14 protein-coding genes and 2 pseudogenes are annotated in these 21422 nt (G+C 72.5%); 8 read left to right on the top strand and 8 right to left on the bottom strand.

Annotated elements, in window-relative coordinates; all coding sequences use genetic code 11:
• Window positions 1–53: 53 nt before the first annotated feature.
• Together ACLIN4_RS33160 and ACLIN4_RS33155 are read right to left on the bottom strand one after the other, a co-directional pair.
• Window positions 54–1475, bottom strand: a complete 1422-nt coding sequence (locus ACLIN4_RS33160; RefSeq protein WP_411576508.1) for a Gfo/Idh/MocA family protein — start codon at window positions 1473–1475, stop codon at window positions 54–56.
• 210 nt (window positions 1476–1685) lie between these two features.
• Entirely contained in the window at window positions 1686–2531 is an 846-nt protein-coding gene (locus ACLIN4_RS33155; RefSeq protein WP_100047494.1) for a GntR family transcriptional regulator, read from the bottom strand.
• A 239-nt stretch (window positions 2532–2770) separates the two neighbouring features.
• Here ACLIN4_RS33155 and ACLIN4_RS33150 point away from each other — a divergent pair, with 239 nt between their 5' ends.
• The 5 genes and pseudogenes from ACLIN4_RS33150 (at window position 2771) to ACLIN4_RS33130 (ending at window position 9018) form a co-directional block, all read left to right on the top strand.
• Window positions 2771–4036 carry an extracellular solute-binding protein gene (locus ACLIN4_RS33150; RefSeq protein ID WP_411576507.1) on the top strand — a complete coding sequence of 422 codons (1266 nt, stop codon included), beginning with the start codon at window positions 2771–2773 and terminating at the stop codon, window positions 4034–4036.
• 36 nt (window positions 4037–4072) lie between these two features.
• Window positions 4073–5053: a carbohydrate ABC transporter permease gene (locus ACLIN4_RS33145; protein ID WP_381914971.1), complete on the top strand. Its 981-nt coding sequence runs from the start codon at window positions 4073–4075 to the stop codon at window positions 5051–5053.
• Window positions 5050–5901 (top strand): carbohydrate ABC transporter permease, encoded by an 852-nt coding sequence (locus tag ACLIN4_RS33140; protein ID WP_107478638.1) that lies wholly within the window; start codon window positions 5050–5052, stop codon window positions 5899–5901. Before ACLIN4_RS33145 ends, ACLIN4_RS33140 begins: the two co-directional genes overlap by 4 nt.
• Before the next feature lie 56 nt (window positions 5902–5957).
• Window positions 5958–7600: pseudogene (locus ACLIN4_RS33135) on the top strand (beta-N-acetylhexosaminidase).
• Entirely contained in the window at window positions 7597–9018 is a 1422-nt protein-coding gene (locus tag ACLIN4_RS33130) for a cellulose binding domain-containing protein (RefSeq protein ID WP_411576506.1), read from the top strand. The pseudogene ACLIN4_RS33135 and the gene ACLIN4_RS33130 overlap by 4 nt, the downstream one beginning before the upstream one ends.
• Before the next feature lie 27 nt (window positions 9019–9045).
• On the opposite strand, the gene ACLIN4_RS33125 is transcribed toward ACLIN4_RS33130, so the two are convergent.
• Window positions 9046–9267 (bottom strand): hypothetical protein, encoded by a 222-nt coding sequence (locus ACLIN4_RS33125; RefSeq protein ID WP_100048836.1) that lies wholly within the window; start codon window positions 9265–9267, stop codon window positions 9046–9048.
• A gap of 218 nt (window positions 9268–9485) precedes the next feature.
• On the opposite strand from ACLIN4_RS33125, the pseudogene ACLIN4_RS33120 reads away from it, so the two are divergent.
• A pseudogene (locus ACLIN4_RS33120) lies at window positions 9486–12109 on the top strand (SpoIIE family protein phosphatase).
• A gap of 16 nt (window positions 12110–12125) precedes the next feature.
• Here the strand turns inward: ACLIN4_RS33120 and ACLIN4_RS33115 are convergent.
• The 4 genes from ACLIN4_RS33115 to ACLIN4_RS33100 form a co-directional block, all read right to left on the bottom strand.
• Window positions 12126–12962, bottom strand: a complete 837-nt coding sequence (locus tag ACLIN4_RS33115) for an aminoglycoside 6-adenylyltransferase (protein ID WP_289909953.1) — start codon at window positions 12960–12962, stop codon at window positions 12126–12128.
• Window positions 12963–13093: 131 nt separating this feature from the next.
• On the bottom strand, window positions 13094–14965 hold the full coding sequence (locus ACLIN4_RS33110; protein WP_107479711.1) for an alkyl/aryl-sulfatase: 1872 nt from the start codon (window positions 14963–14965) through the stop codon (window positions 13094–13096).
• 41 nt (window positions 14966–15006) lie between these two features.
• Window positions 15007–16185: an acyl-CoA dehydrogenase family protein gene (locus tag ACLIN4_RS33105; RefSeq protein WP_107479710.1), complete on the bottom strand. Its 1179-nt coding sequence runs from the start codon at window positions 16183–16185 to the stop codon at window positions 15007–15009.
• Between the two features lie 101 nt (window positions 16186–16286).
• On the bottom strand, window positions 16287–17861 hold the full coding sequence (locus ACLIN4_RS33100) for a class I adenylate-forming enzyme family protein (protein ID WP_107479709.1): 1575 nt from the start codon (window positions 17859–17861) through the stop codon (window positions 16287–16289).
• A gap of 162 nt (window positions 17862–18023) precedes the next feature.
• Here ACLIN4_RS33100 and ACLIN4_RS33095 point away from each other — a divergent pair, with 162 nt between their 5' ends.
• Complete coding sequence (locus ACLIN4_RS33095; RefSeq protein WP_382087439.1) at window positions 18024–18620, top strand: TetR/AcrR family transcriptional regulator; 597 nt, start codon at window positions 18024–18026, stop codon at window positions 18618–18620.
• Between the two features lie 21 nt (window positions 18621–18641).
• Here the strand turns inward: ACLIN4_RS33095 and ACLIN4_RS33090 are convergent, their stop codons facing one another.
• Complete coding sequence (locus ACLIN4_RS33090; protein ID WP_289909960.1) at window positions 18642–20006, bottom strand: MFS transporter; 1365 nt, start codon at window positions 20004–20006, stop codon at window positions 18642–18644.
• A 241-nt stretch (window positions 20007–20247) separates the two neighbouring features.
• Between ACLIN4_RS33090 and ACLIN4_RS33085 the strand changes: the two genes are divergently transcribed.
• On the top strand, window positions 20248–21381 hold the full coding sequence (locus tag ACLIN4_RS33085; RefSeq protein ID WP_289910127.1) for a M23 family metallopeptidase: 1134 nt from the start codon (window positions 20248–20250) through the stop codon (window positions 21379–21381).
• The last annotated feature ends 41 nt before the right edge of the window (window positions 21382–21422 follow it).

Here is a 21422-nt window from a genome sequence, read left to right as displayed (position 1 = left end):
GGAGCACAGCTCCCGTGGGGCAGCCGTGGCGGGAGCTGTGCTCCGTCCCGGGGTCAGCCGACGGGCGGCATGTCGGTGGGCTCCGAGTCGAGGCCGGGCCTGCGCTCACGCCAGGCGCCCCTGGTGAAATCGGGGATCTCCACCGGACGGCCGCCCCTGGCCAGCGACTTCACGCTCAGGGGGACGGGCGAGCACCAGGCCGCCGAGTCGTAGACGTCGATGTCCGGCACCAGCCCCGCGCGCATCGACTGGACGATGCGCCACTGCAGCACGTAGTCCATGCCGCCGTGGCCGCCGTTGTTGGCCGCGTCGTCGCCGACCTTCTGCCAGAGCCAGTGGTCGTACTCCTTGCGGTATCCCTCGAAATCGCGCCAGGTGTGGCCGCTGTGGTCCGGTTCGACGTAGATCCGGGCGCCGGTCGGGGCGGGTCCGGCGTAGTCCTCGACGATGCCGCGGCTGCCGGCGAGGGTGTTGATCCGGCTGTAGGGGCGGGGCGAGCTCACGTCGTGCTCGGCGCGGATCGTCCTGCCCTTCGCCGTTTCGATCATGCAGGTGACCAGGTCGCCGTTGATGTACTTCTCCTTCCAGGACGGGTGGTCCCTCGGGACGAAGCGTGCGCGGTAGTCGGCCAGGCCCTTCGGGGCGGTCGAGGTGGCGCTCAGGGTGGTCATGCGGTCGCCGCGGTTGACGTCCATGGCGGCCGCGATGGGGGCCAGGCCGTGCATGGGGTAGAAGGACGCGGTGCTGCGGGTGTGCCACAGGCGTCGCCAGGAGTCGGTGTAGTAGGTGTCGGAGAAGAGGAGTCCGCGCAGGTCGTGCAGGTAGCCGCCGTGGCCGTTGGTGATGTCCCCGAACAGGCCGTCGTGCGCGGCCTTGAGCATGGCCAGTTCGTTGCGGCCGTAGTTGCAGTTCTCGGACAGGATCAGGTGCCTGCGGGTGCGCTCCGAGGTGTCGACCAGGTCCCACAGTTCGCGCAGTTCCGTCGCGACGGGGAGTTCCACGACGGCGTGCCTGCCGCTGAGCAGCGCAGCCCTGCCCTGCTCGTAGTGGAACTCCCAGGGCGTGGCGATGTAGACGAGGTCGATGTCGTCGCGCCCGAGCATCCGGGCGTAGGAGTCCGCGGAGCCGCCGTACTCGGCGGGGCGCGGGTGGCCCTTGCTCTCCAGGCGGTCGGCGGCGCGCTTGGCCCGGTCGGCGCGGATGTCGCAGACGGCGGTCACGGTGCAGCCGGGTACGGCCGCCCAGCCGGTGATCATGCCGCTGCCCCGGTTGCCGAGGCCGATGACGCCGACGCGGACGGTTCTGTGGGCGGCGAACGGGACGCCGATCATCGATTTCTGGCCGTGTCCGCGGCGGGGGGCGGGCTCTGCCGCGGCCACGGACGGGGCCGAAGCGGTCATCCCGGCCGCGAGTGCGCCGGTGGCGACGGCACCGCCCAGGAGGAGTCGGCGTGAGACAGCGGGCGTTTCGGACATGACGGCAACACTCCTCGTGGGCGGTCGGCATCACGGTCGGGGCACTGTCGGGCGTTGTCGAGCGCGGTCGAGCACGGACGGACGGTCGCGGCACCGGGTCGTCGCGGACCGTCGAACGCTTTCGGGGCATGACTCTGCGGCCTCAGCCGTTACATGTCAATACGTGCTCGATGCAAAGCCGTTCCGAGCAGTTCCGCGCACCGAGGGGCGCTACATTCCGTCCTGGACGACACCGCGCGTCGAGAGCGTGACGGGGTCCCCGTTCGTGAAGTCGCCCGGCGGAATGCCCGGATGGTGACCGTCACCCGGAGGCGGGGCCTGGTCCCGCGGCCCCAGGGTGAGCCGGGAGACGATGCGGTAGCGGTCGCCGCGGTAGAGGGAGTGCACGTACTCGACCGGACGCCCGCGGGTGTCCGAGGTCAGGCGCTCGAAGAGCAGAGCCGGGGACAGCTCCGGCACGTCGAGCAGGTCGGCCTCGGCACGGGTGACCACGGTGGGCTCGATCGACTGCACGGCCTCGCTGACCCGGACGCCGTGCCGCCCGCTCAGGTGTTCGTACAGGTCCCCCTCCTCCAGTTCCTCACTGGTCAGGTCGGCCACCAGGTCGGCCGGCACGTGCAGGTACTCGATGGCCATGGGCGAGCCGTCGACCAGTCGCAACCGCGCCACGTAGTGGATCCGGGCGGCCGGTGACATGCGCAGCTTGCGGCCCACCCGGGCGCCCGCGGGCAGCGTCCGGACCTCCAGGAGTCTGCTGGTCCAGGCGCCCGCGGCCTGCGGGAGGCTGAAGGCCCGCCGGTCCGAGACCAGTTCCTGGGTGATCTTCTCGGCGGCGACGAACATGCCCCGGCCGTGCTCGCGCACGAGCAGCCCGGCGACCACCAGTTCGTCCACCGCGGCGCGCAGGGTGGGGCGCGACACCCCGAGCCGGGCGCACAGGGTGCGCTCGGAGGGGATCGCGTCCCCCGGGTTCCGTTCCTCGATGAGCTCCCGGATCGCGTCGCGTACGCGTTCGCGCTTGAGCACCGCACCGGAGGCGGCGGCGTCGATCTCCATGCAGTACTCCCGTAACTGGTCTGCTGGTCAACTGAGTTTACCTGTGCACTTCGGTCACGAACCAGCCACACCGACCACAGTTCGGCCGAAACCCCGCCCGTACGCGAGGGGTTGACGGCCTCATTGGTCCATGCCACCTTCGACCAACACCGACTGGTCAACCACTGGTACCTCTACTGGTCAAGCGCGGGTACGTCGTTCCTCCCAGCTCGTCCCTCCAGCCCTCCCAGAGGTGAACCGTGAAGTACCGCTCGCTCGCCCTGCTCTCCGCGCTGGTGCTCAGCGCCTCGCTCGCCGCCTGCTCGTCGTCAAACGACTCGGACGACGCCGGCGGCGGCGGGACCGTGCTCGACGTGTGGCTCATGCGCGACAGCGTCTCGGCCGAATTCCAGAAGGAGTTCGAGACCGGTTTCGAGAAGTCCCATCCCGGGATCGACCTCGAGATACAGATCCAGGAGTGGGAGGGCATCGGCGAGAAGGTCACCGCCGCCCTGGCCAGCAACGACGCCCCCGACGTCATCGAGGTCGGCAACACCCAGGTCGCCCAGTACGCGCAGAGCGGCGGCCTCACCGACTTCTCGGACCGGGTGGACGAGCTCGGCGGGAGCGACTGGCTCGAGGGGCTCGCGGAGCCCGGTTCGTACGACGGCAAGCAGTACGGCATCCCGTACTACGCCGCGAACCGGGTGGTCATCCACCGCACCGACCTGTTCGAGAAGGCCGGCGTGGACCCGGCCGATATCAAAACCCGTGAGCAGTGGATCGCCGCCACCCGCAAGCTCGACCGGGGCGGCACGCAGGGCATCTACCTCCCCGGGCAGAACTGGTACGTCCTCGCCGGCTTCGTCTGGGACGAGGGCGGTGACCTCGCGGTGGAGTCCGGCGGCAAGTGGAAGGGCGGCCTCGACAGTCCCGAGGCGCTGCGGGCGATGGACTTCTACCGGCGCCTCCAGGCGCTCGGCAAGGGTCCCAAGGACTCGGACGAGGCCCGGCCGCCGCAGGCCGAGGTGATGGCGAAGGGGCAGGTCGCCCAGCTCATCGCCGTCCCCGGCGGAGCCGAGGTCATCGAGGAGCAGAACCCGGAACTCAAGGGGAAGCTGGGCTTCTTCCCGATCCCCGGCAAGACCGCCGGGGAACCGGGCGCCGTCTTCACCGGCGGCAGCGACCTGGTCGTCCCGGCCGTCGCCGCGCACCAGGAGGAGGCGTTCACCTTCATCCGGGAACTGACCGGGGACGCCTGGCAGAAGAGGCTCGCCGTCGCCATGAGCTACGTACCGAACAAGACCACCCTAGCGGGTGCCGTCTCCGCCGACCCCGGCACCGCGGCCATGGCGGGCGGCGCCGCGAACGGGCACGCCACGCCCAACACCCCGCAGTGGGCGGCCGTCGAGGCGAAGAATCCGATCAAGGAGTACATGACGGCGGTACTGACCGGCGGGGACGCCGAGTCGGAGGCGGCCGAGGCGTCCCGCGCGATCACCGACACCCTCAACAGCGGCTCCTGACCGCGACCGGCCCCGACACACCGAGGAGGTGACATCGTGTCGACCGTCCGCGACAGGAGCGTGCCGCGCAACGGCCGGCGCCAGGCACCGGCCGCCCCCGGGCGCGCCGTTCGGCGCGGCGGGACCGGGCGGGGAGCCCTCTGGCCCTACCTGCTGATCGCGCCCGCCGTGCTGGGCATGCTCTACCTGCTGCTCTACCCGCTGGCCCGTGCCGTGCTCATCTCCTTCCAGGACTTCCGGCTGCGCCAACTGATCCTGGGCGACGCGGAGTTCGTGGGCTTGCGCAACTACCGCACCCTGCTGGGCGACCCGCAGTTCTGGGAGGTGGTGCGCCGCACCTTCGTGTTCATGGCCGTCAACGTGGTCGCGATCATGGTGCTGTCCACGCTGGTCGCGCTGATGACCGAGCGATTGGGCAGGGTGGCCAGGACCGTGGTCCTCAGCTCGCTGGTGCTGGTCTGGGCGGTGCCCGTGGTGGCGGCCACGACCGTCTTCCAGTGGCTGTTCCACTCCGAGTTCGGCATCGTCAACGAGACGCTGACCGGCCTCGGCCTCGACTCCTACGAGAGCTACCCGTGGCTGGCGCACGGCGGGACCGCGTTCGCCATCATCGTGGTCCTGATCGTCTGGCAGTCCGTGCCCTTCGCCGCGATCACGCTGTACTCGGCCCTGGTCACGGTGCCGGCCGAACTCTACGAGTCGGCACGGATCGACGGGGCGGGCGGCGTGCGCGTCTTCCGCTCGGTGACGTTCCCGCTGATCCGGCCGATCTTCATGCTGGTGCTGTCGCTGGAGGTGATCTGGACGTTCAAGGCGTTCGTGCAGATCTGGGTGATGACCCGCGGCGGACCGGGCGAGGCCACCACGATCCTGCCGGTGTACGCCGTGCAGACGGCGCTCGCGGGGCAGCGCTACGACCTGGGATCGGCCGCCTCGATGCTGACGGTGCTGCTGATGAGCGGCGTCCTCGTCCTCTACTTCCGCCAACTGTTCCGCCAGGAGGGTGAGCAGCTGTGAGGACCTCGCGCACCACGACGCGCCGCGCCGTCCGACGCCTCCCGCTCAACGCCGCCGCCGCGCTCACCGTACTGATCTGCCTGTTCCCCGTGTACTGGATGGTCACGACGGCGTTCAAACCGTCCCCCGACATCCAGTCGTACGACCCCCGGCTGCTCCCCCGCGCCTGGACGCTCGACCACTTCAGGACGGCGGTCGCCGCCGACGGCTTCGTGCTGTTCTGGCGCAACAGCATCCTGGTCACCCTCAGCGCGGTGCTGCTCGCCCTGCTGGTCGCCCTCGGCGCCGCCTACGCCGTGGCCCGGATGCGGTGGCGCGGGCGCCGGCAGTTCGTGCTGGCGGTGTTCATCGCCCAGACGGCGCCCTGGGAGTCCCTGATCATCCCGGTCTACATCATCTCCCGGGACACCGGCATGCTCGACCGGCTGCCGACGCTGACGCTGATCTACTTCATGATCACGCTGCCGTTCACGGTCGTGGTGCTGCGCGGTTTCATCGCCGGCATCCCTCCCGAACTGGAGGAGGCCGCGCAGGTCGACGGCTGCACCCGGGCCGGCGCCTTCCGCAGGGTCGCCTTCCCGCTGCTGGCGCCCGGTCTCATGGCGACCTCGCTGTTCGGCTTCATCACCGCCTGGAACGAGTTCACCTACGCCAACTTCCTCATCATCAAGCAGCAGGACAGCCGCACACTCCCGGTCTGGCTCTCGTCCTTCCAGTCGACGTTCGGCACCGACTGGGGAGCCACCATGGCGGCCTCCACCCTCTTCGCCCTGCCCGCGCTGGTCGTCTTCCTCGTGCTGCAGCGCCAGGTGACCGCCGGGCTCGCCTCGGGAGGCGTCAAGGGCTGACCGCGTACGCCGCTCCCCCGCCCGCCGTGCACCGCCCCGACCAACGGAGCCGTCCCGTGGACCTGCCACGCCCCGAACTCACCCTGGTTCCCCGTCCCCGCCGCCTCTCCACCCGTGCCGGACGCTTCCGGCTGGACGACACGACCCGCCTGCGGGTGACCCCGGGAGCCGAACCGGCCGCGGCCCTGCTGCGCACGCTCCTCGCCCCCGCGACAGGGCTGCGGCTGGACACCGCACCGGACGGCGCCTTCGTCCTCGCCCTCGACCCCGCCCTGACCGGCCTCGGCGACGAGGGCTACGGCCTGACCGTCAGCCCGCGGGGCGCCCTGCTGCGCGCCGCCCGCCCCGCCGGGCTGCTGCGCGGCGTGCAGACACTGCGGCAACTGCTGCCCTACGAGGCCCTGTCCGGGCGTCCGGTGCGCGGCGTGCCGTGGGACCTGCCCGCCGTGGAGATCACCGACGTTCCCCGCCACCCCTGGCGCGGCTCCATGCTCGACGTGGCCCGGCACTTCCAGCCGGTGTCCTACCTGCGGCGCTACGTCGACCTGCTGGCGCTGCACAAGCTGAACGTCTTCCACCTCCACCTCACGGACGACCAGGGCTGGCGGATGCCGGTGGCCGCCCACCCGCGGCTCACCGAGGTCGGCGGACGGCGGGCGCAGTCGATGGCCGGCCCGGCCGGCAGCGACCGGTTCGACGGTGTGCCGCACGGCGGGGCGTACACCCGTGCCGAGCTGCGGGAGCTGGTCGCGTACGCGGCCGAACGCGGGGTGACGGTCCTTCCGGAGACCGGCGTGCCCGGGCACGTGCGCGCGGCCCTCGCGGCCCATCCCGAGCTGGGCACGGACCCCACGCGCCGGCTGGACGTGTGGACGCACTGGGGCGTGTGCGAGAACGTCCTCGGCACCGACGACCACGTCCTGGACTTCTTCCGCACCGTGCTGGACGAGGTGATGGACGTCTTCCCCTCACCGTACGTCCACCTCGGGGGCGACGAGTGCCCCACCGTCGAGTGGGAGCGGAGCCCGGCGGCACGGGCCCGCGCCGCCCGCGAAGGGCTGCCCGGCCCGCGTGCGCTGCACCCCTGGTTCATCGCGCGCATGGCCGAGCACGTGGTGCGTGCGGGCCGCCGGCCGGTCGTGTGGGCCGAGGACGGCGTCACCCTTCCCCTGGAGTGCACGGTGATGAGCTGGCGCGAACCGGGGCACGCCCGCGCGGCGGCGGAGCGCGGTCACCGGGTCGTCCAGGCCGACCACCGGGCCACCTACTTCGACTACGCGCGCGGCGACGGACCGGAGGAACCGCCCGCCCAGCCCGGTGGGATCGTCGATCTGCGCGCGGTGTACGACGTGGACCTCGCGCCGCCGACGCCGGACCCGGAGGTCGCGGCGCGGGTGCTGGGCGCGCAGGGCCAGCTGTGGACGGAGTTCGTGCCGACGTCCGAGCACATCGAGTACCTGACCTATCCCCGGCTGTGCGCGCTGGCCGAGCGGGTCTGGGACGGCACGTCCGGCTGGGGGGACTTCAGCTCCCGGCTGGCCGGCCACCGGGCCCGGCTGGACGCGCTGGAGGTCCCGCACGCCCGCCCGCCGGCCGGCCTCCCCGTGCCGCCGCGGGTGGGCGGCATCCGATGAGCACCGGCCTCCCTCCCCCGACGCCCCCGTACGAACGGGAGCCCGACCGAAAGGACCCCGCATGAGTATCCGACCCCCCACCGGCCGCGCCCGCCCGGCGCTCGCCCTCGCGGCTCTCCTGGGCGGCGGTGCCCTGGCCGCCCTCCCCGCCCAGGCCGCTCCCACGGCCGACGGCCTCACCGTCCAGTACCGCACCAGCGCGGGCGGCGCCACCGCCGACCAGACGGAGCCCTGGCTCAAGGTCCGCAACTCCGGCTCCTCCGCGGTGCGGCTCAGTCAGGTGAAGATCCGCTACTACTTCAAGTCGGACTCACCGAACGCCTCCTACCGCTTCGCCTGTTCCTGGGCGGTGCGTGGCTGTTCCGTCGTCACCGGCACATTCGGCACCCTGAGCAGCCCCACCGCGAACGCCGACCGCTACCTGGAGATCGGATTCACTCCGGCGGCCGGAACACTGGCGCCCGGCGCCGACACGGGTGACATGCAACTGCGCTTCCACCAGAGCAGCTGGCAACCGGTCCGGCAGAGCGACGACTACTCGTTCGACGGCACGCGGACCTCGTACGCCGACTGGGACAAGGTCACCGCCCGGCTCGCCGGCACCACGGTGTGGGGGACGGCACCGGAAGGCAACGACCCGACCGATCCGCCCGACCCGACGGACCCGCCCGGCGAGGGGCAGGCCCTCTTCGACGACTTCGACTACGGCTCGCACACCGACCCCGACATCGCCGCGCACGGCTGGAGCGTCCGCGCCAACTCCGGCGGGCCGGGTGTCCCCGGGGCCACCTGGGACCCGTCCAAGGTCACCTTCGTCTCCGACGGGGGCAACTCGGTGATGAACCTGGAGACCTCCACCGCGGGCACCGGCGCGTCCACGACCCACACCGAGGTCCTCACCAAGGCCGTGAAGTTCAAGAACGGCACCTACGCGGCCCGCGTGAGGTTCTCCGACGCGCCGAAGTCGGGGCCCGACGGGGACCACCTGGTGCAGACGTTCTTCACCATCAACGACCTCAAGGCGCCGATGGCCGACGACTACGCCGAGTACGACTTCGAGTACCTGCCGAACGGCGGGTGGGGCGAGCCGTCGAACATCCTGTACACGACCTCCTGGGAGACCTACGCCCCCGACCCCTGGCAGGCCGTCAACCAGCACTCGGAGCAGCGCCGGAGCTACGCGGGCTGGCACGACCTCGTGGTCACCGTCGACGACAGCGCCATCACGTACCACGTGGACGGGCAGCACTTCGGCACCCACGACGCGCGGTACCTGCCCGAGCGGCCGATGTCGATCAACTTCAACCAGTGGCTGATCGACCTGAACGGCCAGGCGTCGACCACTCCGCGCGCCTACGACCAGCAGGTCGACTACGTCCTGCACGTCAAGGACCAGGTGCTCACCCCGGCCCAGGTCGCGGCGAAGGTCGCCGGGTACCGCGGTGCCGGTACGTCGTTCGTCGACGAGGTCCCCGCGCCGTGATCCCCCGCTGATCCCCGGCGGGGACGGTCAGAACAGCCGCTCCTGGGCGGGTGCGGGCCGTCCCCGCCGGTTCCGGCGCGGGGCGGGCCGTACGGGTGCCGTCTCGCCGAACAGGGGCGCGGTGCCGTACTCGTCCGGCTCGGCGGGCACGGTTGCGGGTCCGGTGCCCACGTTGAGGACCAGTGGCGCTTCCCGGTCGAAGTCGCCGGGTGTCATGGCCACCCACTCACGCTCCTGCCGCTCTCCCACGCACCGACACCTCCCTCGCTCCGCCCGCCGCGACCACGCGACGCTACCAGCACCCGGCCGGCCCCGTGATCACGGCTCCCGCCCGGCCCGCCCACCGCGGCCGTGGTCCGGCCGTCCTGTCGGTCGGTCACCCGACCGGCGGACGGCGGCGGCCCGAGGTCGCGGCCCGCCGGGACGGCGCGCTGCGCGGCGACCCGTGCGGGGCACACACTGAGGGCATGGGTTCCCTCGATCCGGCGACGGTTTCACGACGATTCCCGGACGGGCCGGTGAGCGTGGCCTCGGCCCGCCGCTTCGTGCGCGCCGCGCTGGACGACGTCGCCTCCGATCTGGTGGACACGGCTCAGCTCCTGGTCAGCGAGCTGGTCACCAACGCGGTGCTGCACGCGCGCACCGAGGCCGAGGTGACGGTGTCCCGTCTCGACGGCCGGGTGCGGGTGCGCGTCGCCGACCGGCGGCCGGGCCGCGGACTGGTGCCGCAGAACTGCCCGCCGTACGCCGGTACGGGGCAGGGGCTGGCCCTGGTGGAGCATTGGCGTCGCGGTACGGGGTCGACGTGGGCGACGAGGGCAAGGTGGTGTGGTTCGAACTGTGGCCGGACGGTCCGCCCCCGCCGTCGTCCGGGTGGGAGACCGCGGTGGCGCCGTGCCCCGCCGAGCGGACGGTGACGCTCATCGACGTACCGAGTGCCCTCGAGTCGACGTGCCGGCAGCACCGGCACGCCCTCCTGCGGGAACTGACCCTGGTGGCGTCCGGGGGCGCTCCCCCGGGTGTGCCGCCCGAGGACCTCGCCGCGGCCAACGACGTCAACAACGTGATCAGCGCCTGTGTGACGGCCGCGCCCCGGGAGCCGCTTCCCGACTCCGGCCTGCGTTCCCTGCTCCTGTCGCTGCCGGCCGACGCGGCAGCCGCCGTCCGGGCGCTGCGCCGGACACTCGGCCTGGCCGAGGAGGCGGCGCGCGGGGAGCGGCTGCTCACGCTGCCCGCCCTGCCGCGTTGCCGGGCGTTCCAGGACTGGTTCTTCGACCAGATCGTCGACCAGTTGGACGGGGGCGGGCCCACCGCGTGGACCGTGATGCCCCGCGATCCGGAGGTCAGCTCCGACGAACTGGTCCCGTGGGACCCCGATCAGGTGCGGACCAGCCGTATCCCGACCATCGCGGCCGACGACGGCAACCGGATCATCGCGGCGAACGGGCCGGCGGCGGATCTGCTGGGCTGGGGTCCGGACGACCTGGTCGGGCGCCGTCTCACCACGCTGATTCCCGAGCATCTGCGCCGTCGGCACACGGCGGCGTTCAGCTCGATGCTGCTGACGGGCCGTACCCGCATCGTGGGCCGCTCCGTGCCGCTCCCGGCACGCCACCGTGACGGCGGGGTGGTTCCGGTGCGGCTGTTCATCCAGACGCAGGAGACGGCCGACGGCCGCACCGTCTTCGTCGCCCAGCTCGCGCCGCGGGCCACCACGTCCCTCGACGGGCCGAGGACGGTCGGCAGCGCCCGCGAGGCGGCCCGGTCGACCGCCGGGGACGTTCCGGCGCACGTGTGGCCGGGCGGCCCGGGGACGGAGGGCGACGAAGGCGCCGCCATGTCGGCACTGGACCGGCTCTCTCTCCTGGCCGAGCTGGGGTCCCGGTTCAGCGACGCCCTGGACCTGGACGAGGGCCTGCAGCGCGCCGGGCGGCTGCTGACGCGGCGGCTGGCCGACTGGTGCGTGCTGGACCTGTTCACCGAGCACGCCCAGGTGGAGCGGGCCTGTGTCGTCCATCGTGATCCCCGAGGTCTGCGCCCCACCGCGTACGAGGGCATGCTCCCGGCCGTCTCCGAGGAGTCGCGCGGTCCGCTCGCCCGGGTGCTGCGCGGCGCGGGTCCGCTGCTGCTCTCCGAGGCACCGCCGGCCGGCCAGGCCGACAACGCGCTGGACCGTGACTACCGCGAACTCTTCCACGGGCTGGGTGCGGGCAGCGCCGTGGTCGCTCCGCTGCGGGCCCGGCGCAAGATCTTCGGGGCCCTGACCCTCGCCCGTACACCCGGTCGGCAGCCCTTCACCGAGGAGGACCTGCCCCTCGTCGACGACCTGGTGCACAGCCTCGCGCTCGGGGTGGACAACGCACGTCTGTACCAGGACACCCGCTCCATCGCCGAGCGGCTGCAACGCTCCCTGCTGCCGGTGCTGCCGCGGGTCGAGGGACTGGAGCTGGCCGCCCGCTACGCCGCCTCGTCGACCACGGCGCAGGTCGGCGGGGACTGGTACGACAGTTTCGTCGTGCCCGGCGGGGGCACCGCCCTGGTCATCGGCGACGTCACGGGGCACAACCTCGACGCGGCCATCGCCATGAGCCAGTTGCGCAGCATGCTCCGCGGCATCGCGGTGGACCGTGAGGAGCCTCCCGCGGAGGTCCTGCGCCGCCTGGACCTGGCGAACCACAGTCTGCACCGGGAGGCCACCGCCACGTGCGTCTACGGCCTGCTCAAGGGCAGCGCGCCGGGCCCCTGGGAGCTGCTGCACTCCTCGGCCGGTCATCTGCCGCCGCTGCTGACCACGGCCGAGGGCGAGACCCGCTTCCTGGACGAGGGAGCGGGCCTGCTCCTCGGCATGGACCCGGACATGCCCCGCCGCACGGCCCGCCACCCGCTGCCGGCCCGCTCGACGCTCCTGCTGTACACGGACGGTCTCGTCGAACGCCGGAACGAACCGCTGGACGAGGCCCTGGGCCGGCTGCGACGGCACGCCGCCGACCTGGCATGCGAGTCCCTCGACACGTTCTGCGACGAGCTGATGATCGGTCTGGGGGCGGACAGCACCGACGACATCGCCCTGCTCGCCGTCCGCCCCTCGTGACCGCGCCTGCCGGGCGTCAGCCCGTACGGTGCCCCGCGAGCAGGTCCGCGATCCGCTCGTGCAGTTCCTCCGGCACCCGGACGGCCCAGCGGCCGGCGGCCTCGGCGCTCAGCTCCCGGCTCCACTCCCAGCTGTCGCGGGCCGCCGTGCGCAGCTCGCCCTCGCGGGCGGCGGCGGTGGTGGCGGTGTAACGGTCGACGTCGGCGGCGGGCAGGTCCTTCTCCAGGGCCCGGCTGGGGGTCAGCCAGTGGGCGGTGGAGCCGCGCAGGAGCCGGCACAGCTTGAGCTGGAACGGCGCTACGACGGCGTGCAACAGGGCGTGGGCGCGGGCCACTTCGCCCCGGGCCAGGACGTGGGCCAGCATCAGCGTCCAGTTGGCCAGTTCGTCGCAGAGCTGCTGCGCGGTGGCGGCGGGCTCCGGCGGGCGGAACTCGGCCAGGCGGCGGGCGGCCCGGGTGAGGCGGCCGGTGCGGTCCAGGAGGACGGCGGCCTCGGGGCGGGGCAGGTGGACCATGCCCTCCCAGGTCGGGACCTCCTCGATGCCCTGGCCGGCCGGCGTGATGTGGAACTCGCCGCGCATCAGGTCGTCGAAGACGACCGCGAGGATGCCGTACATGTTGGTGTACGCCAGCTCGAGCGGTGCGAGCTGTTCGAGGAACGCCCGGGCGTCGAAGTCGTCGAGGTACTTGTCCTCGACGTACAGGTACGCCTCGATGTCGGAGTGGGCGTCGGCCTCGCCGACCGTCCAGGATCCGTAGAGGAGGACGCCTTCGAGACGGGGTTCCGACTCGGCGAGCCGACGCAGGCGGACGATGCGGTCGTCGAGGGCGGGGGATGCGGAGCGAACGGACATGGGTGACTGTCTCCTGGTTGAGCGCGCGGGCGCGACGGATCGACGCCCGGCCTGTGCGGGGCGGATGGCTGCGGACCGTGCGGTCGGTTCAGGAGACGCCCATGGCGGGGAGTCTACGCGACGCCCGCGAATCACGGGGTCACGATCGGGAATCGGGGATCGGGGCGTTCCATGAGGCCGCCCAGGGTGGTGAGCGCGGTGAGGTCGCCGTCCGGGACCATCAGACCGGCCGCGACGGCGTCGGGGAACGTGGTCGTGCGGCCGACGACGGCGTCGAGCGTGGCGCGGGCCAGGCGCAGGGTCAGGTGCGGTTTCTCGCCGCGCGGGGCGTCGCCGGGCATCGGGGTGAGCGCGCCGTTGGACAGGAGCAATGTCCAGACGTCGGCGGCGGTGTCCGGGGTGCCGCCGGTGATCTCCCAGCGCAGGAGGAGTCGTCCGGCCGCGGCGGCGCGTGGGCCGTCGATCCGTACGGCCATGGATTGGAAGATCTGCTCCACGGTCAGCGCCGCGGCCATGCCGGACCCGCCGCGGCCCGGGGCGCCGAGGACTCCCCCGCGCAGTTCGGCTGCGCCGGTGAGGTAGAAGTTGCGCCAGGGGCCGCACTCGGCGCCGTGGCCTAGCCGTTCGAAGGTGTCGGCCTGGAGGGCGCGGGCCTCGGCGTGTCCGGGTTCGGCGAACAGGACGTGGTTCAGCACCTCGGCGACCCAGCGCAGGTCCCCGCGGTCGTAGCAGGCGCGTGCCTTGGCGACCACGGCGTCGGCGCCGCCCATGAACTCGGTGTAGCGGACGGCGGCTTCGCGGGGCGCGTGCTGCCACAGGTGCGCGGGGTTGCCGTCGAACCAGCCCATGTAGCGCTGGTAGACGGCCTTGGCGTTGTGGCTGAGGGAGCCGTAGTGACCGCCGATGTGGGTGCGTCGCTCCAGCGCGGGCGGGAAGCGCAGTTCCTCGGCGATCTCGGCGCCGGTGTGTCCGGCGTTGATGAGGCGTACGCACTGGTCGTGGAGGTAGGCGTAGGCGTCGCGCTGCTCCTCCAGGAAGCGCACGGCGCGGTCCTGGCCCCAGGTGGGCCAGTGGTGGGAGGCGAAGACCACGTCGGTGGTGTCGGCGAACAGGCGCAGGGTCTCGGTGAGGTAGCGGGCCCAGGCGCTGGGGTCTCGGACCAGGGCGCCGCGCAGGGTGAGGACGTTGTGCAGGGTGTGGCAGGCGTTCTCCGCCACGCACAGCAGCCGCAGGCCGGGGAAGTGGATGTTCATCTCCGCCGGGGCCTCGGTGCCCGGGGTGAGCTGGAAGACCATCCGGACGCCGTCGACGGTCTCGGTCTGGCCGGTGGCGCGGACGTCGAGGTTGGGCGCGATGAGGCCGACGCTGCCCAGGGACGTGGTCTGGCCGAGGCCGCAGCCGATCTGTCCCGCGGGTCCCTTGGGCAGGGCGGCGCCGTACATGTAGACGGAGCGGCGTGCCATCGCGGGGCCGGTGATGACGTTCTCGCCGGCGGCGTGTTCGAGGAAGCCGGCGGGAGCGATGACCGGGAGCCGTCCGGCGGCGGCGTCCTCGGGGGCGGCGACGCCGTGGACGCCGCCGAAGTGGTCGACGTGCGAGTGGGTGTAGAGGACGCCGGTGACGGGGCGGTCGCCGCGGTGTTCCCGGTAGAGGGCGAGTGCGGCGGCGGCCACCTCGGCGCTGATGAGGGGGTCGATGACGAGGACGCCGCGGTCGCCCTCGACGAAGGTGACGTTGGACAGGTCCAGGCCCCGCACCTGGTACACGCCCGGCACCACCTCGTACAGGCCCTGCCTGGCGGTCAGGCGGCTCTGCCGCCACAGGGACGGGTGCGCGGTGGGCGGGCAGTCGCCGTCCAGGAACGCGTAGGCGTCGGCGTCCCAGACGGTGCGGCCTTCGGCGTCGCACACCACGCCGGGGCTGAGCCGGGCGATGAGACCCCGGTCGGCGTCGGCGAAGTCCTGGTCGTCGTCGGGGAGGTGGGCGGGGGTGGTGCCGGGCATGTGTGCTTCCTCGGTGGGGGTGAGGGCGGGGTGCGGGGTGGTCAGGTCAGGGTGGCGAGGCCCTTGGCGATGCCGTTGCGCTGGATCTCGGACGTGCCGGTCAGGACGCGGAACATGCGCATCTTGCGGAACAGGTACTCGATCTCGTGGCCCTGGGTCAGTCCGTCCTTGCCGTGGATCTGCACCGCCTCGTCGAGCAGGCGGAAGGCCGACTCGGCGACGAAGAGCTTGCACATGAACGCTTCGGTGCGCACGTCCTCGCCCCGGTCGAGGGCGGCCAGCGCGGCGTAGGTCATCGAGCGGGCCGCGTAGAGGTCGGCGGCCATGTCGGCGAGCTTGTGCTGGATGGCCTGGAGGGCGAGCAGGGGCTTGCCGTTCACCGTGCGGGTGAGGGCGCGGTCGCGGGTGAGGTGCAGTGCGCGGCGGGCGGCGCCGATCGCCGACGGACAGTGCAGGAGGCGGTTGACGGTGACGCGGCCCAGGGCGATGCGCAGGCCCTTGCCCTCCTCGCCGAGGAGGTTGGTGGCGGGGACACGGCAGTCGTCGAGGACGATGTCGCTCTCGATGTGTTCCCCGGACATAGGGGTGGCGCCGTCGGTGACCCGGCATCCGGGGCTGTCGAGGTCGACGAGGAAGGCGGAGTAGGACTCCTCCTCCGTGCCGGCCATGCGCGCGACGACGATGGCGAAGTCGGCGAAGGGACCGGCCGAGCTGAACACCTTGTGGCCGGTGATCCGGTAACCGTCGCCGTCCCGGACGGCGGTGGTGCGCATGGCGCGCACGTCGGAGCCGGCGTCCGCCTCGGTGAGGGAGAAGCAGCACGCGCGTTCGCCGCGCACCAGCGGCAGCAGGTAGGTGTCGAGCTGGCGGGGGGTGGCGTGGCGCAGGATGTCGCCGGCGCGCAGCGGGCCGCCCATGTCGCCGAGCACGCTGTGGCCGAGGACTCGGCCGGAGGCGGCGATCTCCTCCTTCAGCACGGCGAGTTCCGAGTAGGTCAGGGCCTGGCCGCCGTACTCCTCGGGGAGGTGGATGCCGTAGAAGCCGAGTTCGCGGCAGCGTTTCCACACCGGTTCGAGGTCGGCGCGGGTGAGGCGGGAGGTGTGGGTGATGCCGTTGTCGTGTTCGTACTGGGCGAGTTCGCCGTCCAGGTATCCGCGCAGGCGCTCGACCAGGTCGGCCAGGCGCGGGTCGGCGGGGTCGGGGCGGAAGGAGAAGGTCATGGGGCGGGTCTCCGGGGAGGTCGTGGTGCGGGGCGCCGGGGTCTCGGTGGGGTGCCCGGGTCTGGGTGCGCGGGGGGCCGGTGTCGGGGGCTCGGCCCGGTTCAGTGCACGCGGCGGGTGGTGTGCGTCCAGTACGGTTCGCGGACGGCCTTGCGGTCGAGCTTGCCGTTGCGGTTGTGCGGGAGTTCGCCGACGAAGTCGACGGAGCGCGGCTTCTTGAAGCGGTCCAGGCGCAGGGCGCAGAAGTCGGCCAGTTCGTCGGCGGTGACCGGGGTGCCGGGGCGGGGGACGACGACGGCCTTGACCGCCTCGCCCCACTTCTCGTCCGGGACCCCGATCACGCAGGCCTCCTGGACGGCGGGGTGCTCGTACAGGACGGTCTCGACCTCGTTGCTGTAGATGTTGAAGCCACCCGAGATGATCATGTCCTTCTTGCGGTCGACGAGGAACAGGTAACCGTCCTCGCGCATCCAGGCGAGGTCGCCGGTGTGCACCCAGCCGTCGCGGAAGGTCTGGGCGGAGAGTTCGGGGGCCCGCCAGTACTGGCTGACGCAGTCGGGGCCGCGCACGATGATCTCTCCGACCTCGCGGGGCGGGAGCGTGTCGCCGTGCTCGTCGACGACCCGGACCTCGGTGTCGTAGGCTGCCCGGCCGCAGGACTGGAGGAGTTCGGGGTCGTCGGTGACGGCGCGGGCGATGTCGGCGCCCGACATGCCGGCCACCACGCTGGTGGTCTCGGCCAGGCCGTAGCCCTGGGCGACCACGGGGCCGAACAGGGCGACGGCGTCGCGCAGTCGCCGCGGTGAGACGGGGGCCCCGCCGACGCGGACGCTGGTGAGGCTGGACAGGTCGCGGTCGGCGGCCCCGGGGTGGGCGAGTACGGCGTTGAGCATCGCGGGTACGAGGAACGTGGCGGTGATGCGCTCGCGCTCCACGGCGTCCAGGAACGCCTGTGCGCTCCAGCTCGGCAGCACATGGGTGGTGGAGCCGCCGAAGACGCCGGCCAGCAGGACCATGCCGGTGGCGTGCGTGATGGGACCGCAGGCCAGGTAGCGGGTGTCCGGGCGGGGCCGTGACTCGTCGTTCATGAGGGTCTTGCGCATGTTGGCGAGCCGGTTGCCGACGGTCTGCACGGCCGCCTTGAGCGAACCCGTGGAGCCGGAGGTGAAGTTGAGGACGGCGGGCGCGTCCTCGTCCGTCTCCACGGCCACGGGCTCGGTGCCGCCCTCGGCGAGCAGGCCGCCGTAGGAGACGGCCGTGCCGTGCGGCCCGTCGTCGGACGCGGACGCGTCGAGGGCCACCGGGACGCAGTCGGTGCCGGCCGCCGCCACGGCCGCCAGGGCGTCCTCGCGGTGCGCCTCGTCGAAGACCAGGACGCGTACGGGGGCGTCGCGCAGGATGTGCTCGATCTCCGCGCGACCGAGCCGGGCGTTGACCGGCACCCGGATCAACCCGGCCTTGTACAGCGCGAATTCGACCTCCACCAGTTCGCCGCGGTTCCAGGCGAGGGAGGCCACGGCGTCGTCGGGGCCGAGTCCGCGCCGGACGAGCGCGGAGGCCAGCCGGTTGGCGCGCTCCTCCAGGCGGGCGTAGGTCCAGGTGCGGGCGCCGCAGACCAGTGCGGGGTGCTCGGGCCAGTGGCGGGCGCTGCGGGTGAGGTAGATGCCGAGGTTCAAGGACAGGCTCCCATACGCGAACGTGAACTAGATGAATGTTTCCAGACAGGTTGTTCGGTAACACATCGCCTGTCAAGAGTACGTAGACTGACTGCCGCTCGGACGGCGCGAACCAGCCGGGCCGACAGGGATCGGAACCGGACAGGGAGACGGACGACGGGGATGGCCGAGGACCGACGTATTCGCAAGACGCGCAGGGCGCTGCGCGACGCCCTGGTGGAACTCGTCCTCGAGCGGGGCTTCACGGCGCTGAGCGTCGAGGACATCACCCAGCGCGCGGACGTGGCGCGGGCGACGTTCTACAGCCACTTCCGGGACAAGGACGAACTGTTCGCCCGGGTCACCCGCGACCTGCTCGACGAGCTCGACGAACGCCTGCGCCCGGTGATGGCCGGGACCGCGGTCGGATTCACCGGCCGGCCGGTGCTGGAGATGCTGCGGCACGCCCGTCAGGAGCGCGACCTGTACCGGATCGTGCTGCGGGGCGAGGGGGACGGCAAGCCGCTGCGGATGTTCACCGAGGCGTGTGCCCGCGTCGCCGCCGAGGAGTTCCGCGGCCGGTCCGAGCGCAACGACGTGAAGCCGCGGATCGACGGCGATCTCCTGGCCCGGGTGTGGGTCGGGGAACAGGTGTCGGTGCTCCAGTGGTGGGTCGAGCACGAGACCCCGCCGATGCCCGCCGAGGAGGTCGTCCGCATGCTGCTCGACTTCGCCCTGCACGGCCGGTACTGGGCCACCGGGTTCGACCGGCCCGAGTGACCCCGGCCCGGCCGCTCCCGCTCAGCCCTCGCCGCCGAGGGCGCGGGCGTCACGCTCCGGACGGATCGCGAGCATCGCCACCGCGCCGCACACGGCCATGACGGCCGCGGACAGCAGGAAGGCCATCGAGTAGCCCGCGGCCTCGGAGGCCGCGCCGTCCACCAGCCGGCCGGTGAGGTACGGCACGAACATGCCCGGCAGCGTGCCGGTCGCCGCGACCACGCCGAAGACGGCGCCGCGCCGGGCCGCGGGCACGACCGCCGCCGTGGTCACGTAGTGCAGGGGAAGGGCGACCGAATGGGCGGCGAACGCCAGGGCCACCAGCACCAGTTGCAGCGGGCGCGGCTCGGTGAAGGGCAGCAGGGCGAGCGCCGCGCCGGACACCAGGACCGCGGCGCCCTGGGCGAGGCCGTCGGTGGCGCGGCCCGCCCGGCCGCTCCGCTTGCGCCGGTCGACGAGGGCCGGGACGGTCAGCAGCAGGACCAGACTGAGCACGGAGACGGCACTGATGGCGACCGACGCGCTCGTCGCCGCCATGTCGAGCCGGGTCTGCAGGTAGACAGGCAGCCAGGCGCTGGAGACCGCGAGCGCCCAGTGGGACCCGAAGGCGCTGAGGACGCCGCCCACGACGGTGCCGCTGAGCAGCAGCCGCGGCAGTGGAACCGGTGACGTCTTCCCCGCAGGACGGGCGGCGTCGCGCCCACCTGACCCACTGGGCTCACGGACCTCGGCCGCGGGTGCGTCCCCACCCGCCGCGCCGCCGTACGGGCCGTCCTTGCCGACGGCGTACCAGACCACGCACCACGCGGCACTGGTGATCGCCAGCGCGACGAAGGCCGAACGCCAGCCCAGGTTCACGATGAACCAGGTCAGCACCGGGGCCGCGACGGCTGTCCCCAGGGCCGCCCCGCCGATCTGGAGGGCCGAGGGCATTCCGCGCCGGCCCGGCGGGAACCAGGCGTAGAGGGTGTGCATGGACATCGAGGCGGCGGGTCCCTCCGCCGCCCCCAGCAGCAGCCGCCCGGCGATGAGCGCGGGGACGGACGCCGCCAGGGCGGGCAGTTGGGCCACGGCCCACAGGGCCGCCATCACCAGGAGCATGGTGCGCGTCGACCACCGGGCCGACAGGAGCCCGACGACCAGGCCGGAGACGCTGAACAGCACGTAGAAGGAGCTGGAGATCAGCCCGTAGGTGCTCTTGTCGATGCCGAGTTCGTCCATGAGCGGCACCGCGGCGAGGCCCAGCACGGACTTGTCCGCGTAGTTGATCATCATGAAGGCGACGACCATCACGAGGACCAGCCAGGCGCGCCGGCGGTCGTAGGCGGGTGGCTCCGGCGTCTCCGGGAGCCGGGGATGTCGGGACGGGAGGGGGCGAACGACCACAGCGGCTCCAGGGAGTTACTGAACTACTTGTTCATTAACTTTCTTCTAGTCCGGCAACGTAGTTCGCGTCTCGGCCGGGGTCAACGGTCGGGACGGGATCTTCGTGCGGGCGGGGCGGGCCGTCGGGTGCCGCCGGCTCTGCCCGTTCGGGCATCGCCTCCTGCCTCGGCGTCTCCTGACACCCGCGGGAGCGGGGGTGTTGAGTTCCGTCCGTGAGCATCACGTCCCGGCGGGCGGCCGGGTGAACGACGAACGGCCGAGCGTGGCGCAGGCCGCCGGGGAGACGGACGGCGAACGCCCGGAAGGGCGGCCCGAGCAGCAGGAACCGGCGGGGAAACGCCGACGCCGCGGCCCCGGGCCCTTCACGTTGCTGCTCCTGCCGGGTCTGGTGACCGTCACCGGCGTGGCCACGTTCCTGGCGCTGACGGGCGGCCTGCCGACGCCGTGGCCCGAGGACGCGGAGCCGGAGAAGGCGGCGGCGCTCGACATCGACCCGTCCTACGTGCCCTGGCTGCGCAAGGCGGCCTCGGCCTGCACGGTTCTGGAACCGTCCGTGCTCGCCGCGCAGATCGACCAGCTCTCCGGCTGGAGCGACGACACCGACGAGCTCTCCGGCCAGAAGGGAATCGCCGCCTTCACCGACAGCGAGTGGCGGACCTGGGGCCGGGACGACGACGGCAACGGACACTCCTCGCCCCGCGACCCGGCGGACGCCATCATGGCGCTCGGCCGACAGGACTGCTCCCTGGCCGAGAAGGTGACCGAGCTGCGCACCGAGGGCAGGGTCAACGGCGACCTCGTCGACCTGACCCTCGCCGCGTACGCGGAGGGCCCGGAGGCCGTGACGAAGGCGGGGCGCGTCCCGCCGACGGCCGAGACCTACCTCGCCGAGGTGGAGGCACTGGTCCCGCGCTACGAGGCCCTCGACCGGGCCGACGCCGCCGGCGGTGCGGGCGGCGCCGCCGGCGCGCTCCTCGCCGCCCCGGTGAGCCCGCTGACCATCACCTCGCCCTTCGGTTCGAGGGAGCACCCGCTGACGGGCGTGACCAAACTGCACACCGGCGTGGACTTCGCCGCGCCCCAGGGGGCACCGGTCGGCGCCGCCCGGGCGGGCCACGTGGTGTTCGCCGCCTCGACCGCCGCGTACGGCAACCGCGTGGTGATCGACCACGGGAGCATCCAGGGCAAACGGCTGGAGACGACCTACAGTCACCTGTCGTCCCTGGAAACCGTCGTGGGCCGGACCGTGGAGGCGGGGACGACGATCGGCCGGGTGGGCTCGACCGGCCTGTCCACCGGTCCCCACCTGCACTTCGAAGTCGTCCTCGACGGCTACTACACCGATCCGCGCCCCTGGCTGGCCCCCGGCGGTTAGGGCAGGTTTCGCCGCACCGGGCACCGCCGCGCGCGTTTGAT

Source organism: Streptomyces mutabilis (genome assembly GCF_046628145.1).
Taxonomy (GTDB): domain Bacteria; phylum Actinomycetota; class Actinomycetes; order Streptomycetales; family Streptomycetaceae; genus Streptomyces; species Streptomyces mutabilis.
This window is presented reverse-complemented; position numbering and strand designations above follow the sequence as displayed.